At 69.4% G+C, this 18,397-nt stretch carries 18 protein-coding genes; 5 read left to right on the top strand and 13 right to left on the bottom strand.

Annotated elements, in window-relative coordinates; all coding sequences use genetic code 11:
- Positions 1–60: 60 nt before the first annotated feature.
- The 3 genes from LRA89_RS04085 to recR all read right to left on the bottom strand — a co-directional run bounded on the left by LRA89_RS04085 (position 61) and on the right by recR (position 2,822).
- Positions 61–1,455 carry a DNA recombination protein RmuC gene (locus LRA89_RS04085; RefSeq protein ID WP_230769108.1) on the bottom strand — a complete coding sequence of 465 codons (1,395 nt, stop codon included), beginning with the start codon at positions 1,453–1,455 and terminating at the stop codon, positions 61–63.
- Positions 1,456–1,669: 214 nt separating this feature from the next.
- Positions 1,670–2,194, bottom strand: coding sequence for a peptide deformylase (def, locus tag LRA89_RS04080; protein WP_230769107.1), 525 nt, complete (start codon positions 2,192–2,194; stop codon positions 1,670–1,672).
- 31 nt (positions 2,195–2,225) lie between these two features.
- A complete protein-coding gene (gene recR, locus LRA89_RS04075) occupies positions 2,226–2,822 on the bottom strand; it encodes a recombination mediator RecR (RefSeq protein WP_055755829.1) in 597 nt (198 codons plus the stop codon).
- A 54-nt stretch (positions 2,823–2,876) separates the two neighbouring features.
- Here recR and fmt point away from each other — a divergent pair, with 54 nt between their 5' ends.
- Together fmt and truA are read left to right on the top strand one after the other, a co-directional pair.
- Positions 2,877–3,788 carry a methionyl-tRNA formyltransferase gene (gene fmt / locus LRA89_RS04070; protein ID WP_230769106.1) on the top strand — a complete coding sequence of 304 codons (912 nt, stop codon included), beginning with the start codon at positions 2,877–2,879 and terminating at the stop codon, positions 3,786–3,788.
- The gene (truA, locus tag LRA89_RS04065) at positions 3,785–4,528 is read left to right on the top strand and encodes a tRNA pseudouridine(38-40) synthase TruA (RefSeq protein WP_230769105.1); all 744 of its coding nucleotides are present in this window, start codon (positions 3,785–3,787) and stop codon (positions 4,526–4,528) included. Before fmt ends, truA begins: the two co-directional genes overlap by 4 nt.
- Here the strand turns inward: truA and LRA89_RS04060 are convergent.
- The 8 genes from LRA89_RS04060 to LRA89_RS04025 form a co-directional block, all read right to left on the bottom strand.
- Positions 4,503–5,732, bottom strand: a complete 1,230-nt coding sequence (locus LRA89_RS04060) for a class I SAM-dependent RNA methyltransferase (protein ID WP_230769104.1) — start codon at positions 5,730–5,732, stop codon at positions 4,503–4,505. The two genes, truA and LRA89_RS04060, sit on opposite strands and share 26 nt — an antisense overlap.
- A complete protein-coding gene (locus tag LRA89_RS04055) occupies positions 5,723–7,120 on the bottom strand; it encodes an NAD(P)H-hydrate dehydratase (protein WP_329958503.1) in 1,398 nt (465 codons plus the stop codon). Before LRA89_RS04055 ends, LRA89_RS04060 begins: the two co-directional genes overlap by 10 nt.
- Complete coding sequence (locus LRA89_RS04050) at positions 7,117–7,518, bottom strand: hypothetical protein (protein WP_230769103.1); 402 nt, start codon at positions 7,516–7,518, stop codon at positions 7,117–7,119. The genes LRA89_RS04055 and LRA89_RS04050 overlap by 4 nt, the downstream gene beginning before the upstream one ends.
- Positions 7,499–9,220, bottom strand: coding sequence for a dihydroxy-acid dehydratase (ilvD, locus tag LRA89_RS04045; RefSeq protein ID WP_056494283.1), 1,722 nt, complete (start codon positions 9,218–9,220; stop codon positions 7,499–7,501). Before ilvD ends, LRA89_RS04050 begins: the two co-directional genes overlap by 20 nt.
- Positions 9,221–9,230: 10 nt before the next feature.
- The gene (locus tag LRA89_RS04040; protein ID WP_230769102.1) at positions 9,231–9,956 is read right to left on the bottom strand and encodes an N-formylglutamate amidohydrolase; all 726 of its coding nucleotides are present in this window, start codon (positions 9,954–9,956) and stop codon (positions 9,231–9,233) included.
- A 157-nt stretch (positions 9,957–10,113) separates the two neighbouring features.
- The gene (locus tag LRA89_RS04035; RefSeq protein ID WP_230769101.1) at positions 10,114–10,941 is read right to left on the bottom strand and encodes a 4-(cytidine 5'-diphospho)-2-C-methyl-D-erythritol kinase; all 828 of its coding nucleotides are present in this window, start codon (positions 10,939–10,941) and stop codon (positions 10,114–10,116) included.
- Between the two features lie 14 nt (positions 10,942–10,955).
- A complete protein-coding gene (locus LRA89_RS04030; protein WP_230769100.1) occupies positions 10,956–12,539 on the bottom strand; it encodes a tetratricopeptide repeat protein in 1,584 nt (527 codons plus the stop codon).
- Between the two features lies 1 nt (position 12,540).
- Positions 12,541–14,202 carry an electron transfer flavoprotein-ubiquinone oxidoreductase gene (locus LRA89_RS04025; protein ID WP_230769099.1) on the bottom strand — a complete coding sequence of 554 codons (1,662 nt, stop codon included), beginning with the start codon at positions 14,200–14,202 and terminating at the stop codon, positions 12,541–12,543.
- Between the two features lie 122 nt (positions 14,203–14,324).
- On the opposite strand from LRA89_RS04025, the gene LRA89_RS04020 reads away from it, so the two are divergent.
- From LRA89_RS04020 to moaB, 3 genes are read left to right on the top strand one after another with little or no spacing between them, the layout of a single operon-like run.
- Positions 14,325–15,047, top strand: a complete 723-nt coding sequence (locus tag LRA89_RS04020; RefSeq protein ID WP_230769098.1) for a uracil-DNA glycosylase family protein — start codon at positions 14,325–14,327, stop codon at positions 15,045–15,047.
- 29 nt (positions 15,048–15,076) lie between these two features.
- Positions 15,077–16,819 carry a lytic transglycosylase domain-containing protein gene (locus LRA89_RS04015; RefSeq protein WP_230769227.1) on the top strand — a complete coding sequence of 581 codons (1,743 nt, stop codon included), beginning with the start codon at positions 15,077–15,079 and terminating at the stop codon, positions 16,817–16,819.
- The gene (gene moaB / locus LRA89_RS04010; protein ID WP_230769097.1) at positions 16,809–17,336 is read left to right on the top strand and encodes a molybdenum cofactor biosynthesis protein B; all 528 of its coding nucleotides are present in this window, start codon (positions 16,809–16,811) and stop codon (positions 17,334–17,336) included. The genes LRA89_RS04015 and moaB overlap by 11 nt, the downstream gene beginning before the upstream one ends.
- A 142-nt stretch (positions 17,337–17,478) precedes the next feature.
- Here moaB and LRA89_RS04005 read toward each other — a convergent pair whose 3' ends face one another.
- Positions 17,479–17,961, bottom strand: coding sequence for a YbjN domain-containing protein (locus LRA89_RS04005; RefSeq protein ID WP_230769096.1), 483 nt, complete (start codon positions 17,959–17,961; stop codon positions 17,479–17,481).
- Positions 17,962–18,012: 51 nt separating this feature from the next.
- Positions 18,013–18,345 carry a VOC family protein gene (locus LRA89_RS04000; protein WP_230769095.1) on the bottom strand — a complete coding sequence of 111 codons (333 nt, stop codon included), beginning with the start codon at positions 18,343–18,345 and terminating at the stop codon, positions 18,013–18,015.
- Positions 18,346–18,397: the final 52 nt, after the last annotated feature.

Here is an 18,397-nt window from a genome sequence, read left to right as displayed (position 1 = left end):
AGGCCCCAGCCTTCGCTGGGGCGACGGTTCAAGGCAGATGAATTCAACTCTGGCGGAGGGTCAATCCGCCCGTGCCTCTTCCGCATCGGCGATCGCCACCGCCAGCTTGGTGAGCGGACGCGGCGATTGTTCGACGATCGGCAGCGGGTCGATCGACTTGCCGCCGGTATCGACGTTCAGCGCCTCGAACCGCTTGGCCGAGGTCATCACCTGCGATTCGAGGCTGCCGACGAAAGCGTTGTAGGCGGTGTTCGCCCCTTCGAGGTTCTTGCCGAGCCGCGCGATATGTTCGCCCATCTTGGCGAGGCGGGCGTGGAGTTCGCGCCCCAACTGCCCGATCTGCCGCGCCTCGCCCGCCAGATTCTCCTGCCGCCACACCGCCGCGACGGTGCGGGCGATGGCGATCAGGTTGGTCGGCGTGGCGATCAGCACGCGGCGGTCGAACGCATAGTCCCACAGGTCCGGCGCATGCTCCAGCGCGGCGGCGAGGAAATGCTCGCCGGGCACGAACATCACGACATAGTCGGGCGTATCCTCGAACTGCGCCTGATAGCTCTTGGCACCGAGCGCGTTCACATGGTTCTTCATCGACGCGACATGCGCGGTCATGAACGCGGCGCGCTCGCCTTCGTCGACCGCGCCATGCGCGTCCTGATAGGCGTTCAGGGAAACCTTGGCATCGATGACGAGGCTCTTGCCGCCGGGCACCTTGACGATCGCATCGGGACGCAGCCGGCCTTCGCCGTGATCGACCGACACTTCCATCTGGAAATCGGTATGTTCGGCCAGCCCGCATGTTTCCAGCACGTTGCGGAGCTGCTGTTCGCCCCACCGGCCCCGCGCCTTGGGGGCCGATCGCAGCGCGTTGACCAGCTTGGCCGCCTCGCTCTTGACCGATTCCTGCCCGATGCGCATCGCATCCATCAGGCCCTTCAAGGTGCCATAGGCTTCCTGCCGCTCGCCCTCGACCTTGCCGATGCTCGCCTCGTAGCGCTTGAGCGTCGCCTCGACCGGGGCCAGCAGCGCTTTCAGCTTCATCTCGTTGGTGTCGCCGGCCTGTGCGAAGCGTTCGTTGGCGCGGGTCAGGAACGCGCGCTGCGCGCCGTCGAGCATCACCTGCGCCGTCTCGCGGAACTGCGCCGCCATCGCCTCGCGCGCGTCCTTGAATTCGGTCAGCCGCTGTTCGAACGCGGCGGCATTGGCTTTCAGCGCGGCATGGTCGATTAGCAGCGCGTCGCGATCGGCGCGGATCTCGCCCAGTTCCTCGCGCAGTGCCGGCACTTCCTTCGCCCGCTCGCTGGCCAGCGCCAGATCGGCGATCGCCGCCTTGAAATCATTCTCGCGCCGGTCGCGATCCTCGCGCAGTTGCTGTGCCTGTCGGCTGCCCGCCAGCCAGCCGATGGCAAGCCCGGCCAGCAGGACGGCGACGACGACGAGCAACAATACGGGGTCCATACGATACTCCGGGTGGAACGGACGGGGAACCTACCCGCCCTCCTTCCTACCGACAAGGTGACGGGAGTTCGGTTCGTCGCTTCGGGCGCACTTACCCACGGCGTCATCCCGGCGAAGGCTGGGGTCTTTCGCCGTTAAAGTACCGTGCTTTCACCGGGAGACCCCAGCCTGCGCCGGGGTGACGTCAATGGACAATGACGCAGATGAACCGGCGTTACGCCGCCTTGCGTGCCTTGTTCAGCTTCTTGATGACCATGTCACGTTTCAGCCGCGACAGGTGGTCGATGAACAGCACGCCGTTCAGATGGTCCATCTCGTGCTGGAGGCACGTTGCCATCAGCCCGTCGAGCCATTCGTCATGGCCCACGCCATGCTGGTCGGTCCACGTCACGCGGCACCGCTCCGGGCGGACAACATCGGCGAACTGTTCGGGGATCGACAGACAGCCTTCCTGATAGACCGAATGCTCCTCCGACGTCTCGACGATCTCAGGGTTCACGAACGCATGGGGCGCCTTCACCGGCTTGCCTTCCTCATCCTGCTCTTCCTGCAGGTCGATCACCAGCACGCGCCACGGCACCGCGACCTGGATCGCGGCAAGGCCGATGCCCGGCGCGTCGTACATCGTCTCGAACATGTCGGCGATGAGCGTCCTGACCTCGTCGGTCAGCCCCTCGACGGGTTCCGAGACGAGGCGGAGGCGGGGATCGGGGATCTCGATGATCGGAAGAATAGCCATGACCGCCTAGCTACTAGCATATCCCATGCCGTCAAGCGACCGGGCGACGCGCGCGCAGCGCCTGCGCCAGCGTGCCTTCGTCCAGATAATCGAGTTCGCCGCCGACCGGCAGGCCGTGGGCGAGCTGGGTCAGGCGCACCGGATATTTCTCGATCCGCTCGGCGATGTAATGCGCCGTCGTCTGCCCCTCCAGCGTGGCGTTCATCGCCAGCACGACCTCGTCGATGCCGCCCGCCGCGACCCGCGCGACCAGCGCGTCGATCGACAGGTCGTCGGGCCGCACCCCCTCCAGCGCCGACAGCCGCCCGCCCAGCACATGGAACCGGCCGGGGAACAGCCGCGAGCGATCGAGCGCCCATAGGTCGGCAACTTCCTCCACGACGCACAGCGACCGGTCGTCGCGCCGGGGATCGGTGCAGACCGCGCACGGATCGGTCGTGTCGACGTTGCCACAGGTCGAACAGGTCGCCAGCCGCCGCGCCACCCGGTCGAGCGCGACCAGCAGCGGATCGAGCGCCGTCTCGCGCTTCTTGACCAGATGCAGCACCGCGCGCCGCGCCGAACGGGGACCGAGCCCGGGAAGCCGGGACAGCGCCTGGGTCAGCGCATCGATTTCGGGAGAAGCCATCGCTCCCAAGATAGGGGGTTGCAACCCCGAGCGCCACGGTGTCGAGAGGCGGTCATGCGGATCATCTTCATGGGCACGCCCGAGTTTGCGGTGCCGGTTTTTCAGGCGCTGGTCGATGCCGGCCATACTGTCGTCGCGGCCTATAGCCAGCCACCGCGCCGTGCCGGGCGGGGCAAGGCGCTGACCCCCTCGCCGGTCCAGCGGCTCGCCGAGCAGTTGGGCGTCGCGGTGCGGACCCCGGTCAGCCTGAAAGGAGCGGACGAACAGGCGGCGTTTGCGGCGCTGAACGCCGATGTCGCGGTGGTCGCCGCCTACGGTCTGTTGTTGCCGCGCGTGGTGCTCGACGCGCCGAGGCTCGGCTGTCTCAACGTCCATGGCTCGCTGCTGCCGCGGTGGCGCGGGGCCGCGCCGATCCAGCGCGCGATCCTTGCCGGTGATGCCGAAACCGGGGTCGGCATCATGCAGATGGCGGCGGGGATGGATACCGGCCCGGTGCGGCTGGAGGGGCGTACGCCGATTGCCGACAAGACCGCCGGCGATCTGGCGCAGGAATTGAGCGCGATGGGCGCGCGGCTGATGCTGGACGTGCTGGCCAATCCCGATCGCTATCCGCCGGTCGAACAAGCGAGCGAGGGCATGACCCATGCGCCCAAGATCGACAAGGCCGAGGCGCGGCTGCGCTTTGAGGGCAGCGCGGTGCAGGTCGAGCGGCAAGTGCGTGCGTTCAACCCCGCCCCCGGCGCGTTTCTCGAGGTGAACGGCGAGCGGATCAAGGTGCTGGCCGCCCATGTCGATCCCGATACCGCCGGAGCCGAACCCGGCATCGTCGTCGGCGGCGCGCTGGAGATCGCCTGTGCGCAAGGCGTGCTGATCCCGACCGTGGTCCAGCGCGCCGGACGCAGCGCGACCTCCGCCGAAGAGATGCTGCGCGGCTTTCCCATCCCGGCGGGCACGCGCATCGCATGACCCGGTTCGCATTGGTCGTCGAATATGACGGCCGCCCCTTCGTCGGCTGGCAACGGCAGAGCGAAGGCGCCAGCGTGCAGGGCGCGATCGAACGCGCGCTGCGGCAGATCACCGGGGAAGAAGCGACCGTCCACGCCGCCGGGCGTACCGACGCCGGGGTCCATGCCACCGCGATGCGCGCGCATACCGATGTCGTGAAGACGATCGCGCCGTTCCGGCTGATGGAGGCGCTGAACGCCTGCCTGCGGCCCGATCCGGTCGCGATCCTCGATTGCCGGGTGGTCGCCGACGAGTGGCACGCGCGCTTCTCGTGCATGCGTCGGTCCTATGTCTATCGCATCGTCAACCGTCGCGCGCCGTTGACCCACACCCATGGCCTCGCATGGCGGGTGCCGCAGCCGATCGACGTGGCGGCGATGGCGGCCGGGGCGGAACGGCTGGTCGGGCGACACGATTTCACCACCTTCCGCTCGGCGCATTGTCAGGCGGACAGTCCGCTGCGCACGCTCGACCGGCTGGCGGTGACACAGGACGGCGACACGATCAGCATCCACGCCGCCGCGCGCTCGTTCCTGCATCATCAGGTGCGATCGATGGTCGGCTGCCTCGCGCTGGTCGGGCAGGGTCGCCGCATCCCCGACGACCTTGCCGCGATCCTCGCCGCGCGCGACCGGTCGGCGCTGTGGCTGAACGCGCCGCCCGACGGGCTGTTCTTTACCGGCGCGGACTATCCGGGGTGACATCGTCGCGCACGAACCGCGCGACCAGTTCGACATGCGTCGACCAGCGGAACTGGCCGACCGGCTGGACCCAGTCGAGCCGGTAGCCGCCTTCACACAACATTTTCGCATCGCGCGCGAAGCTGCTGGGATTGCACGAGATATAGGCGATGATCGGCGCCTTTGCCTGCGCCAGCGTCGTCGCCTGCTCGCGTGCGCCGGCGCGTGGCGGATCGAGGATGATCGCGTCGAACCGCTCGGCCTCCGCCGGGGTCAGCGGGCGGCGGAACAGGTCGCGATGGTCGGCGGCGACCACCCGCCCCGCGCGGCCGGCGGCGGCCTTCAACGCGGTGATCGCCTCGCGTCCCGCCTCGCCGGCATAGACCCGCGTCCGCGCCGGGCGAGTGAAGGTGAACGTGCCGAGCCCGGCGAACAGATCGGCGACGATCGCCGCGTTGCCGATCGCCGCGTCGACCGCCGCGACCAGCGCCGCCTCGCCGTCCGCCGTCGCTTGCAGGAAACTGCCCGCCGGGAACGGCACGGGGACGCCGCCCAGCGTGATCGTCACCGGCTCGGGCTCCCAGCGTGCCTCCGCGCCATAGCCGTCGTCGATCGACAGCCGTGCCAGCCCATGGCTTTGCGCAAACCGGGTCAGCCCCTCGGCCGCCGCCAGCCCATCAGCGATCGGCCCGGCGATCAGCACATCGACCCCCTGATCGACCTGCGCCAGATGCACGTCGGCGCGCGACCGGTCCTTGAGCGCGGTCGCCAGCAACGTGCGCAGCGGCGCGACGACAGCGAACAGCGACGGCAACAGGATATGGCATTCGGCAAGGTCGATGATCCGGTGACTAGCGCTCTCGCTGAACCCCAGCGTCACCTGCCGACCGCGCCGTTCGGCGTGGAGCGTCGCCCGCCGCCGGGTGCGCGGCGGCGACAGCAGCGCCGGGCGCACCATCCCCGACAGCCCCTGCCCGGCAAGTGCCCCGCTCACCCGCTCGGTCACGAACGCCGCTTCGCTGGGTGGGTCGAGGTGCTGCAACCGGCATCCGCCACAGCCCGGGAAATGGCGGCACGGCGGCACCTGCCGATGCGGGCCGGCGATCAGCGTGCCGTCGCCGAGCAGGCGGTCGCCGGGCGCGGCCAGCGGCGCGTGGCGGCCATCGGCAGTCACCCCGTCGCCCTTCGCCGCGACGCGGACGATCACGTCGCCGTCTAGCGACATTCGGAAATCGCCGCCGGCAGATGGTCGATCAGCGCATCGGCGACGAACGCCGGCCCGGCAAGGCGCGCGGCACGGCCGTGCAGCCACACCGCCTGTTCGGCCGCCGCCGCCTGCCCCGGCCGCAGTCGCGCGGCGAGGATACCGGCGAGCACGTCGCCCGTCCCCGCCGTCGACAGCCACGACGACGCACCCGCCGCGACGACGGCTCGGCCATCGGGCGTAGCAATCACGGTGTCGGGTCCCTTGTGGACGATCGTCGCCCGTGCCGCTTTGGCAGCAGCTATCGTCATTTCGAGCTTATTGCTCGATCGTTCTGAAAACATACGCGAAAACTCTCCGGCATGCGGTGTCAGCCATGCCGGCCCGCGTCGCTGCGCGATCCGGCCGACCCCGTCGCTGCCCAGCAGCGACAGCGCATCGCCGTCAAGCACCAGCGGCGCGCTACTCGCCATCGCCGCATCGATCAACCGCCATGCCGCCGTGTCACGACCCAGCCCCGGCCCGACGAGCAGCGCCGCCAGCCGATCGTCACCCACCAGTTCGGCCAGCGCCGCGTCGCTGTCCACCGGGCGATGGACCAGTGCATCGGGTCCGCCCGGCGTCCCTTCTCCGGCAAGGACGACATAGCCCGCCCCGGCCGACAAGGCCGCCCGCGCCGCCAGTCGGGCGGCCCCCGGCATCGCCCCACCCAGCACGGCGACCAGCCCGCGACGATATTTATGCGCGTCGGCTTGTGGCGCGGCGATGACCGGCCGGGCGATGGTGCGGATCGCGTCGGGCAGGTCGATGCCCAGATCGGCCAGCACCACCGTCCCGCAGCGGTCCAGATCGGCGCAGTGAACCGGCTTGAGCGCACCGAGCGCCACCGTGACGTCGGCGCGTGCCGCGGCGGTCAGGTCCTGTCGCGCATCGGCGTCGCACCCGCTCGGCACGTCGATCGCCACGACCGTATCGGCCGCCGCGATCAGCGCGGCGAGCGGCCGGGCGACCTCCGCCGCCAGCGGCCGGTTGAGCCCGGTGCCGAACAGTCCGTCGACCAGCACCGCGCGCGGCGGCGCCTCGGCCGGCGGCGTCGTGCCGCCGCGCCAGCGCGCCCGCATCCGCGCCGCGCTGCCCTCGTTGCTGCCGGGCATCGCCGCGACGGTCACGTCATGGCCCCATTGGTGCAACAGCCGGGCAACGACGAAGGCATCGCCGCCATTGTTCCCCGGCCCCGCCAGCACCAGCACGTCGCGCCCCATCGCCACGCGCTGCACCATCTGCGCCACCGCAAGGCCAGCGCGCTCCATCAGATCGTCCTGATCGACCCCGGCGGCAAAGGCGGCGGCCTCGGCGTCGCGCATCGCCGCCGCCGACAGGATCGGCGCGGCGGATGGCAGACGTTTCAACGCTTCGCCACCGGTCCGACCGTGGCGGGCAGGCGATAGCGTGCGCCGCCAATCGCGACCTCGATCCGGTCCTTGCCCAATATGGCGACCTTTGCCGCTTCCGATCCGTCCGCCGCCACCACGCCGCGACCGTCGCGGGTGATGAGCAGGCGGTGGAATGCCCCGTCGCGCTGGTGGACGGTCAGCACCGTACCCTCGGTCGAGGCGGTCTGTTCGATCGTGCAGTCCCGCGCGAACGGCGCATCCGCACCGGGGGAACATTCGATCAGCCCGCTTTCCTCTGCCGCCGCACGCTGTTCGGCCTCGACATTGGCCAGCACGCCGGTGTCGGCCGTACCGCCGCCGCACCCGCCAACCAGCAGGGCGACGGCAAGACCGTTAAATATCCGCATAGACATGACGTTCGGCTTTCGCCCCCGGGTGCGTCACCGCCCCCTGCCAGGCGGGACCGACCGTCGTCGAATAGCGCCATAGCGCGCCCGATTGATAGTCGTTGACGCGCGGTTGCCAGCGCGAGCGCCGCTCCGCTAGCACGTCGGGCGCGACGTCGAGGTCGATCGTCCCCGCTTCGGCGTCGATCGTGATGATGTCGCCATCCTCGACCAGCGCGATCGGTCCGCCTTCGGCCGCTTCCGGTCCGACATGGCCGATGCAGAAGCCGCGCGTCGCGCCCGAGAAGCGCCCGTCGGTGATGAGCGCGACGCTCTCGCCCATGCCGAGGCCATAGAGCGCGGCGGTGGTCGACAGCATCTCGCGCATGCCAGGGCCACCCTTCGGCCCTTCGTAGCGGATCACCAGCACGCTGCCTTCGGTGATGCTGCGCGCCTCGACGGCGGCAAAGGCATCCTCCTCGCAATCGAACACGCGCGCGGTGCCGGTGAACTGCAACCGCTTCATCCCCGCGACCTTCACGATCGCACCGTTCGGGGCCAACGTGCCGCGCAAGCCGACGACCCCACCGGTCGGCGACAGCGGCGTCTTCACGTCGTAGATGACCTTCTGGTCGGGGTTCCACGTCACTTCGTCGATGTTCTCGCCCAGCGTCTTGCCGGTAACGGTCATGCAGTTGCCGTCGAGCAGGTCGTTCGTCAGCATCGTCTTCATGAGCATGTAGACGCCGCCAGCCTCATACATATCCTTGGCGACATATTTGCCGCCGGGCTTGAGGTCCGCGACATAAGGCGTTGATTTGAAAGCCTCGGCCACGTCGAACAGGTCGAAGTCGATCCCCGCCTCGCTCGCCATCGCCGGCAGGTGCAGCGCGGCGTTGGTCGACCCGCCGGTCGCCGCCACCACGCGCGCGGCGTTGATGAAGGCGGCGCGCGTTGCGATGTCGCGCGGGCGCAGGTTGAGACGCACCAGCTCCATCACCTGTTTGCCCGCCGCGACCGCGATTTCCTCGCGGCTGCGATAGGGGGCGGGGGTCATGTTCGAATTGGGCAGCGACAGGCCGATCGCCTCGCCGACGCAGGCCATGGTGTTGGCGGTGAACTGTCCACCGCAGGCACCGTGGCCCGGACAGGCGACCTTCTCCAGCGCGGTCAGATCGTGCAGCGGACACGTGCCGGCCGCATAGCGTCCCACCGCCTCGAACACGTCGACGACGGTCACATCGCGATCCTCGAACCGGCCGGGCAGGATCGATCCGCCATAGACGAAGATCGACGGCACGTTCAGCCGCAGCATCGCCATCATCATCCCCGGCAGCGACTTGTCGCACCCGGCGAAGCCGACCAGCGCGTCATAGCAATGGCCGCGCACCGACAGTTCGACCGAATCAGCGATCACCTCGCGGCTGACCAGCGAGGATTTCATCCCCTGATGGCCCATCGCGATGCCGTCGGTCACGGTGATGGTGTTGAAGCGGCGCGGCATGCCGCCGCCCGCGACCACGCCGGCACGCGCGGCATCGGCCTGGAAATCGAGCGTCGTGTTGCATGGCGCGCTGTCGTTGCCGGCGGAGGCAAGCGCGACGAACGGCTTGGCAATATCCTCTTCGGCGATGCCCATCGCGTAATAATAGGAGCGATGCGGCGCGCGTTCGGGGCCGACGGACACATGGCGGCTCGGCAGCCGCGACTTGTCGAAGTTCTGGGTCATGGGCGACAGCCTATGTCGCCAAGCCCCCTTCGAGCGCAAGAGAATTACGTACCCGCGCGATCATCCGCGCGAGCAGATCGCACCAGCGGGCCACCCCGGCGTCGTCGGCGATCAGGTCGTTGCGTACCTCGACCGAGAGCGAGGCGATGCCCTGCGCCACGGCATGGCGGTTGAGCGTCGCGTTCAGCCGCCGGCCGGAATAGGGTTCGTTGTCGCCGGTGACGATGGCCTGCTCACGCAGGAAGGCCAGCGCCGGCCGCGCCGCGCGATCGTCGCGGCCATAAAGGATGCCGGCTTCCCACGGCCGCGGGCCGCCGCCGGTTTCGAGGCGCGGCGTGAAGCTGTGAATCGCGACGATCAGGCGCGGCCGGTCGCGACGCACCGCCGCGCGGATCACACGATGATAGGGCGCATGGAACCGGGCGATGTGATCGACCCGGTCGGCACCGACGTTGCCCGGAATCGCATGGCCATCGGACACCACCGGGATCAGCCCGGGATGATCGCTCTCGCGGTGGAGATCGATGACGAGGCGCGAGACGGTGCCGAGGATCGCCGGCGCGTCCAGCCGTTCGGCCAGCGCGCGGGTCAGCGCGTCGGTGCCGAGATCGACCCCGACGTGCAGCGTGAGCAGGTACGGCGGAATGGCGATGTCGTCGGGCACGCCGGCCCCGGCATGGTCGGCCAGCAGCAACAGGCTGCGGTCGCCGCCATCGATGGTCGCGGCGACCGTCATGCGCCGTGCCCGACAGGGCGGACGGCGTCTGACGAGGCCGTCCACGGACGTCCCGCTCCTGGCGTCTGATCCGCGTGGGACTCCCAGCAAGGATCGGGCCAGATGCTCCACCCTGCGGGGCAACACCGGGGCCGTCCCGGATTGATACAAATCGCTGTCACGCGAGTGCCGTTTCGAGACACCACCAGCCCGGTTGCGCGGCGGCGACCGTGGCAGCGGCGGCCCGGCAGTCGGCGGCGTCGGCGAACAGCGCGAAGCAGGTCGCTCCCGATCCCGACATCCGCGCCAGCGTGACCCCCGGCTGCGTCTCCAGCAGCGCCAGCACCACATCGATCGCCGGGGCCAGCGCCCGTGCGGGCGCTTCGAGGTCGTTGCGCCCGGCCAGCGCGATCGTCAGCGCATCGCCGTGCGCCAGCGGGCCGCGATCCATCCGGTCCCAGCCGGCGAACACCGCCGCCGTCGACACCGCGACGCCGGGGTTCACCAGCAGCACCGGCCAATGCGGTGCTTCGATCGGCTCCAGCCGTTCGCCGCGTCCGCGCCCGATCATCGTCCGCCCGACCAGACACGCCGGCACGTCGGAGCCGAGCGCGGCGGCGATGGTCATCAACCGGGGATCGTCCGCCGCCACGCCCGAGCCGCGTGCCATCGCCCGCAGCGTCGCGGCGGCATCGGCCGATCCGCCGCCGATGCCCGAGGCGACCGGCAGATGCTTGTCGAGCGTGATCGCATGGGCGTCGCCCTCACCGAACACCGCGCGGAACGCATCGCGCGCGCGGGTGACGAGATTATCGCCCTCCCCCGCCAGCCCCGCGCCGAACGGCCCGGTGATCGCGAACGAATCGACGTCGGCGGGGGCGATCGTCACTTGGTCGCCATCGGTCACGAACGCGAACAGCGTTTCCAGCTCGTGATAGCCATCGTCGCGCCGGGCGCGGACGTGCAGGGCGAGGTTCAGCTTGGCGGGGGCCGGTTCGACGATCATCGTCCCCGCGCTTGCTACGAAGCCGGGCCGTTCGCAACCTTGTTCGCCAGCCGCCCGGCGTCCGCCTCGCTCGCCGATACCGCCGCCGCGCGCCACGCATAGCGTGCTTCGTAGCGTCGCCCGGCCGCCCAATACAGGTCGCCGAGATGCTCGTTGATCTCGACATCGTCGGGGGCCTGCCGCGCCGCGCCCTCAATCAGCGGCAGCGCGCCTGCCAGATCGCCCTGCCGGAACTTCGCCCAGCCGAGCGAATCGGCAATCGCCGGGTCCTTGGGCGACAGGGCGTGTGCGCGCTCCAGCATCGCCGTCGCCTTGCGCACGTCGCCACCATGTTCGATGTCGGCATAGCCCAGATAGTTGAGCGCCGCCGGCTCGTCGGGCCCCAGTTCGACCGCGCGCGCCAGCATCGGCCGCGCCGCCGCCCAGTCGCCCGCCTGATCGAGCGCCGCGCCGCGTTGCAGGTACAGCGTCCATTCCGCCCCCGCCCCGGCGCGCTCGATCGTCGCGGCATAGGCCGCCGCTGCCTCGCGTGGCTGCCCGGTGTCGAGCAGCAGGTCGGCATATTGCCGCTGCGCCGCGATATTGGCGGGCTGGGTCGCCGCCTGCACCCGCGCCAGTTGCGTCGCCGCCGCCGTGTCGCCGCCACGTTGCAGCAGGGCGATGCGCAGCGCCACCGCGCTGGGGTTGAACGCATCGTCGGGCGGGATCACCGACAGTTCGGCCAGCGCCGCCCTGCTCGCCCCTTCGCGCGCCAGCGAATCCGCCAGCGCGAGGCGCGCGCGGTGATAGCCCGGATCGAGCACCAGCGCGGCGCGCGCCAGCAGGATCGCCAGCGGTTCGGTCCCCTCCGCCGACAGGTCGCCCGCCATGCGCGCATAGAGCCGCGACACGCCGAAGCGCGCATCGCCCTTCTCGCCCCGCCCGATCGTCGCGGCGGCGCGCGCCAGCACCGGATCGCTACCCGCCAGCAACGCCCGCGCGGCATCGCGCTCCCCGGCACTGGCCAACAGTTGCGCAGCGTTGAACCGCAGGTCGAGGTTGCGGCTGTCGCTACCGAGCAAGGCGCGTACCGCCGCCGCGCCCTGTGTCACCGTCCGCCGGTCGGCCAGCAGCAGCAGCGCGCGGTTCTCGGCGCCATAGCGCCGCGCGATCGCCCCGCCGCTCGCCTCGGCCTCCGTCGGCGTCGCCGCGCCGGTCCATGCCGCCATCATGGGGGCGAGGAACGCGATCGGCGTCCCCTGCAACCGCACCAGCGCCGCGCGCTGCCCGGCGGCATCACGTGCGACCAGCGCATCGGCGAAGGCGAGCAGTTCGATGTCGGCCGGCGCGACATCGGCGGCGCGCAGCACCGCGCCCGCCCGCCGCGCCAGCGGCAGGTCGCCGCTCGCCAGCCCCTCGCGCAGCGCGCGCACCGCGATGACCGGATCGCCCGGCTGCGCGGCGAGCGCGGCGGCATAGCCTGCCGCCGCCACGCCCACCTGTCCGGCATCGTCCGCCGCACGGGCGCGGACATAGGCGGACAGTGCGCCGTCGGCGTTGCCGCGCGGCACATCGGCATAGGCCGGCACCGCCGCGAGTGCGGCGGCGATCAGCGCCAAGCTACATGTTCGGATAATTCGGTCCTCCGCCGCCTTCCGGCACGACCCAGTTGATGTTCTGCGTCGGGTCCTTGATGTCGCACGTCTTGCAATGGACGCAGTTCTGCGCGTTGATGACGAACTTCGGCTGATCGGTGTCCGCCCCCACGATTTCGTAAACCCCCGCCGGGCAATAACGTTGCGCCGGTTCGTCATACAGCGGCAGGTCGTATTCGACCGGCACGTTGGGGTCCTTCAGCGTCAGGTGGACCGGCTGGTCCTCCTCGTGGTTGGTGTTCGACAGGAACACCGACGACAACCGGTCGAAGCTCAGCACGCCATCGGCCTTCGGATAGACCGGGGCGCTCACCTGATCCTTGCGCCACAGGCTCTCGTGATCGGGATGATGGCCGAGCGTGAACGGCATCCGCAGGCCCCAATGTTCCGCCCACATCGTGGCATTGGCGACTCCCGATCCGACGAAATCGCCGAACTTCTTCACCAGCGGCACGACGTTGCGCACCTTGCGCAGTTCCTCATACACCCAGCTCGCCTCATAGGCGGCGGTGTACGCGGTCAGCTCGTCGCCCGAGCGGCCGTCGCGGATCGCGGCGAACGCGGCTTCGGCGGCCATCATGCCGCTCTTCATCGCGGTATGGATGCCCTTGATCCGGGGCACGTTCAGGAACCCCGCCGAACACCCGATCAGCACGCCGCCGGGATAGGTTAGCTTGGGCACCGACTGCCACCCGCCGTCGTTGATCGCCCGTGCGCCATAGGACACGCGCTTGCCGCCCTTCAGGATCGCGGCGATGGCGGGATGGGTCTTCCACCGCTGCATCTCGTGGAACGGCGAGAGGTGCGGATTGGCGTAGTTGAGCCATGTCACCAGCCCGAGTGCCACCTGCCCGTTCGCCTGATGATACAGGAACCCGCCGCCGTTGGTGCCGCGCGTTTCGCTGAGCGGCCAGCCCTGGGTATGGATCACCCGGCCGGGCACATGGTTCTCCGCCGGAATGTCCCACAATTCCTTGATGCCCAGACCATAGACCTGCGGCTGGCTGTCCTTCGCCAGATCGAAGCTGCGGATAATCTGCTTCGACAGGTGCCCACGCACCCCTTCGGCGAGGAACAGATATTTGGCGTGGAGTTCGAGCCCCGGCTGCCAGTCGGGCTTGCGCGTCCCGTCGCGCGCCACGCCCATGTCGCCGGTCGCGACGCCCTTCACCGATCCGTCGTCGTGATAGAGGATTTCGGCGGCCGCGAAGCCGGGGAAAATCTCGACGCCCAGCCCCTCGGCCTGTTCGGCCAGCCAGCGGGTCAGATTGCCGAGCGATCCGGTATAGGTACCCTTGTTCTGCATGAACGGCGGCAGGATGCGGTGCGACACCTCGCTGCTGTCCTGCTCGGTCAGCAGCCAGTGATGGTTTTCGGTGACGGGCACCTCCGCCATCGGGCAACCCTGTGTCCGCCAGTCGGGCAACAGCTCGTCCAGCGCGCGCGGATCGAACACCGCGCCCGACAGGATGTGCGCGCCGACCTCCGATCCCTTTTCCAGCACGCAGACCGCGATTTCCTCGCCGGTTTCCGCCGCCACCTGTTTCAGCCGGATCGCGGCGGCAAGGCCGGCCGGCCCCGCGCCGACGATCACGACGTCATAGGGCATCGATTCCCGTTCGCTCATCTCTCTCATGTCCTCTCGGGCGGCCCCGCGCCGACCCCTGTCGTCGCGCCGCTGCAACGGCTTGTCCTTGTACCCGATTTGGGCAGATTGACGGGGAGGTCAAGGACCGCCTTAACGGCGCGATGGGGGCGGACCAGCATATCGATTGGCATGAAGCGGCGGCGAGCACCCTCGAATGGTGGCGCGACGCGGGCGTCGACGTGCTGGTCGAGGACGATCCGCGCGACTGGTTCGCCGCGCCCCTGCCGGCCGCGACCCCCGCCGCCGTCGCGGCGACCGCGCTCGCCGCGCCCGACCTGCCGCCCGACACGCTCGACGCTTTCCTTGCGTGGCGCGGCGGCGACAACGCGCCCGAAGCGGCGTGGAACGCGGCCGTAGTGCCGCTCGCCATCGCGCCGGGGGTGCCGTTGCTGATCGTCACCGATCTGCCCGAGGAAAGCGATACACCCGAATCGGGTTGGATGACCGGCCCGGTCGGCGCGTTGCTCGACCGGATGCTGACCGCGATCGGCCAGTCGCGCGAGAGCGTCGCCATCGCCGGCGTAGCGCTCGCCCGGCCGCTGTCGGGGCGGATTCCTCTCAACGCGCTCGATACGCTCGACGACCTCACCCGCCGCCTCGTCACCCTCGCCCAGCCGCAGCAATTGCTGCTGTTCGGGCGCGAGGCGTGCCATGCCGTGCTCGGCCCCGACGGGCGGCGCGGTGGTTTACGCGATCTTAACCATGGCGGAATATCCTGCCCGACTGTCGCCACCCTTCATCCGCGGTTCCTGCTCGACCGACCGCAATATAAGGGTGAGGTGTGGCGCGACCTGCAGTTGCTTATCAGGGAAACCGACACGTGAAGCTTGCTCCCTTCGTGTTCGCGGCGCTGATGCTGCCCGCCCTGTCGACCCCCGCGCGGGCCGACGACGACGCGCCCCGACGCGGATCGGCCGTCGCCGCCGCCGAACCGCGCATCCCGCCGCAACTAAACCCCGAAGATCGCGAGGCGTATCGTGCGGTCTTCGCCGCGATCCGCTCCGGCGCATGGGCCGACGCACAATTGCGGTTGAACGCGATGAAGCCCGGGCCGCTCCACGCCGTCGCCCGCGCCGAACTGTTCATGGCCAAGGGGTCGCCGAAGGTCGAACTGCCCCAACTGATGGCGCTGCTTACCGAAGCGCCCGATCTGCCGCAGGCCCCCGACCTCGCCCGCCTCGCCAAGCTGCGCGGTGCCGATGCCCTGCCCGACCTGCCCGCGCAGCAACGCCTGATCTGGTTCGATGCCGCCCCGGTGCGCGTCCGCGCCCGCGCGGTGCGCAGCGACACCGCCGCCGCGCAGTTGCTGGAGGCGATGAAACCCTATGTGAAGGCCGACGACGGCGCCGCCGCCGAAGCGCTGATCGCCACCCGCGCCGCCGACCTCACCCCCGAAGCCCTCACCGAAATGCAGGGCCGCGTCGCGTGGATCTATTTCGTCGGCGGCGACGATGCCAACGCCCGCCGCCTGTCGGCCATCGCCCAGCGCGGGCAAGGCGACTGGGCGGCACAAGCCGACTGGACGCAGGGGTTGGCGGCATGGCGGCAGCAGGATTGCGCCGCCGCGCAGAACGCCTTCGCCAGCGTCGCGCAGCGCGCCGCCGACACCGAACTGCGCTCGGCCGGGCTGTATTGGGCGACGCGCGCCGACATCGCCTGCGGCCGGCCCGATCTGGTGCAGGCCCGGTTGCAGACCGCCGCGCAATATGGCGAAACCTATTACGGGCTGCTCTCGCGTCAGGCGCTGGGGCTGGTCGAGGGACGCGGCGACAAGGCCGCCCCCGTTACCGCCGACTGGCGCGCGCTCGAACGCCGCCCCAACGTCAAGGTCGCGGCGGCGCTGGTCGAGGTCGGCGAGGATACGCTCGCCGACCGGGTGCTGCGCCATCAGGCGCGGATCGGCGGGGCGGACGATTATGCTGCGCTCACCCGCCTGTCGGGCAACCTGAACCTCCCCGCGACGCAATTGTGGCTGTCGCACAACGGCCCGCAGGGCGCCCGTCCGCTGGCCGAAGCACGTTACCCGTCGCCCGACTGGACGCCCGAGGGCGGCTGGCGCGTCGACAAGGCGCTGGTGTTCGCCCACACATTGCAGGAATCGCGCTTCGATGCCGACGTCGTCAGCCCGGCGGGGGCCAAGGGGCTGATGCAGGTCCGCCCCGGCGCGCTCGCCGACTATGCCCGTGCCCATGGCCTGACGCTCGACAAGGCGTCGCTGGCCAAGCCGCAGATCAACATGGCGGTCGGCCAAGGCTATCTGGAGCAGTTGCGCGACCGGCCGTTTACCGGCGGGCTACTGCCCAAGGTCATCGCCGCCTATAATGCCGGGCCGACCCCGGTCGAGGCATGGAACCTGCAATCGCGCGACGGTGGCGATCCGCTGCTCTACATCGAATCGATCCCCTATTGGGAGACGCGCGGTTATGTGATGACGGTGCTGCGCAACTACTGGATGTACGAGAAGCAGGCGGGCAAACCCTCGGCCAGCCGCTCGGCGCTGGCGCAGGGGATGTGGCCGAAATTCCCGGGGCTCCCCGGTGCCGCCGCCGTCCGCGTCGTCGCCAACCGCGCGACCCGGGTGGCCGATGCCAATTGACGAAAGCCGGGCGTTCGTTCCGGTCCGCATCGCCGTCCTGACCGTCTCCGACACGCGCGGACTGGCCGAGGATCGCTCGGGCGACACGCTCGTCGCGCGGATCGAGGGTGCGGGCCATGTCCTCGCCGACCGGGTGATCGTGCGCGACGATGTCGAGACGATCGTCGCGCGGCTCCATGCGTGGATCGACGATTCGGCGATCGACTGCATCATCACCACTGGCGGCACCGGCGTCACCGGTCGCGACGTGACCCCCGAAGCGGTCGAGGCGGTCGCAACCAAGCTGATCCCCGGCTTCGGCGAACTCTTTCGCTGGCAGAGTTACGCCAAGATCGGCACCTCGACCATCCAGTCGCGTGCCACCGCCTGTGTCGCGCGCGGCACCTATATCTTCGCGCTCCCCGGCTCCACCGGCGCGGTCAGGGACGGCTGGGACGGCATCCTCGCCGAACAGCTCGACATTCGCCACCGCCCTTGCAACTTCGTCGAACTGATGCCGCGCCTGCTGGAGCGGTAGTGTCTGATCCACCCAACCAGAAGCGTCGCCCCAGCGAAGGCTGGGGCCTCAAGCGGCTCCTGCTGTGTGCTACGACGGGGAGATCTCAGCCTTCGCTGGGATGACGCCTGTTGCGAGGTGGAAGGATTAATTTTAAGGTCCCCTATTTCCCCGCGACCTTGCCTTTCGCCGCCTCGCGCTTCTCTTTCAGGAACGTCGCGAACATGCCGTCCATGTCGCTATACCACTGGACGACCTCGGCGAACTGCGCCTGGCTCATGCCGCCGACCACCGTCGCGTCGAGAAACTGGCGCATGTCGCCGTCCGAATCGACCGCGACCTTCAGGAAGCGCCGCTTGGCGTTCCATTCGTTGGCGACCGCCGGGGTGAAGATCGGCTCCTTCTTGTACCATGACGAAAACTGCATCGACTTGCAGTCCTTCAATCCGTCGCATTCATAGAAGTCGATGGTGAACGGGTCGCCGTTGGTCGCGCTCTCGATAAAGGGTTCGCCGTCCTTGTTGAGCTTCAACTGCGCCTTGTAGCCCGCCGCCTGCAACGCGCTTACCACATTGCCCGGCTGGCGCAGGTCGGCCGCCCCCGCCGCCTGCACGCCCAGCACCAGCGCCATCATCGTCCCGATCATGCCAATCCCCCCGGCTGTTCGCTACAACCTATCGCAGTGATCGGCCCGCTGTCACGCCTCTGCCACCATCGCCGCCAGCACATGGCCGTCGGGATCGCGGAAGTGGAACCGCCGCCCGCCAGGAAAGGCGAAGATGGGCTGCACCACCACGCCGCCCGACGCCTCGACCGCCGCCAGCGTCGCCTCCAGATCGTCGACCTCGATCACCGGCAGCAGCATGGTCAGCACCGTATCGGCGTCCAGTCCGACATCGGTATCGCCGCTGGTCGTCGCGGCGTAGTCCGGCCCGAAGTCGGTGAACGACCAGCCCATCACCGCCGCATAAAAGTCCTTGGCCGCCCCCGTCGCCGCGACCGGCAGTTCCAGATAGTTCAACCGCGCCATATCACTTGCCCCGTTCTTGCTTCGTTCCATACAAACCGATACGTTTGCGCAA

This window comes from Sphingomonas sp. Leaf4, assembly GCF_920939515.1.
GTDB lineage: Bacteria > Pseudomonadota > Alphaproteobacteria > Sphingomonadales > Sphingomonadaceae > Sphingomonas.
The sequence above is the reverse complement of the archived record's forward strand: the minus strand, read 5'-3'. Positions and strand labels throughout refer to the sequence as shown.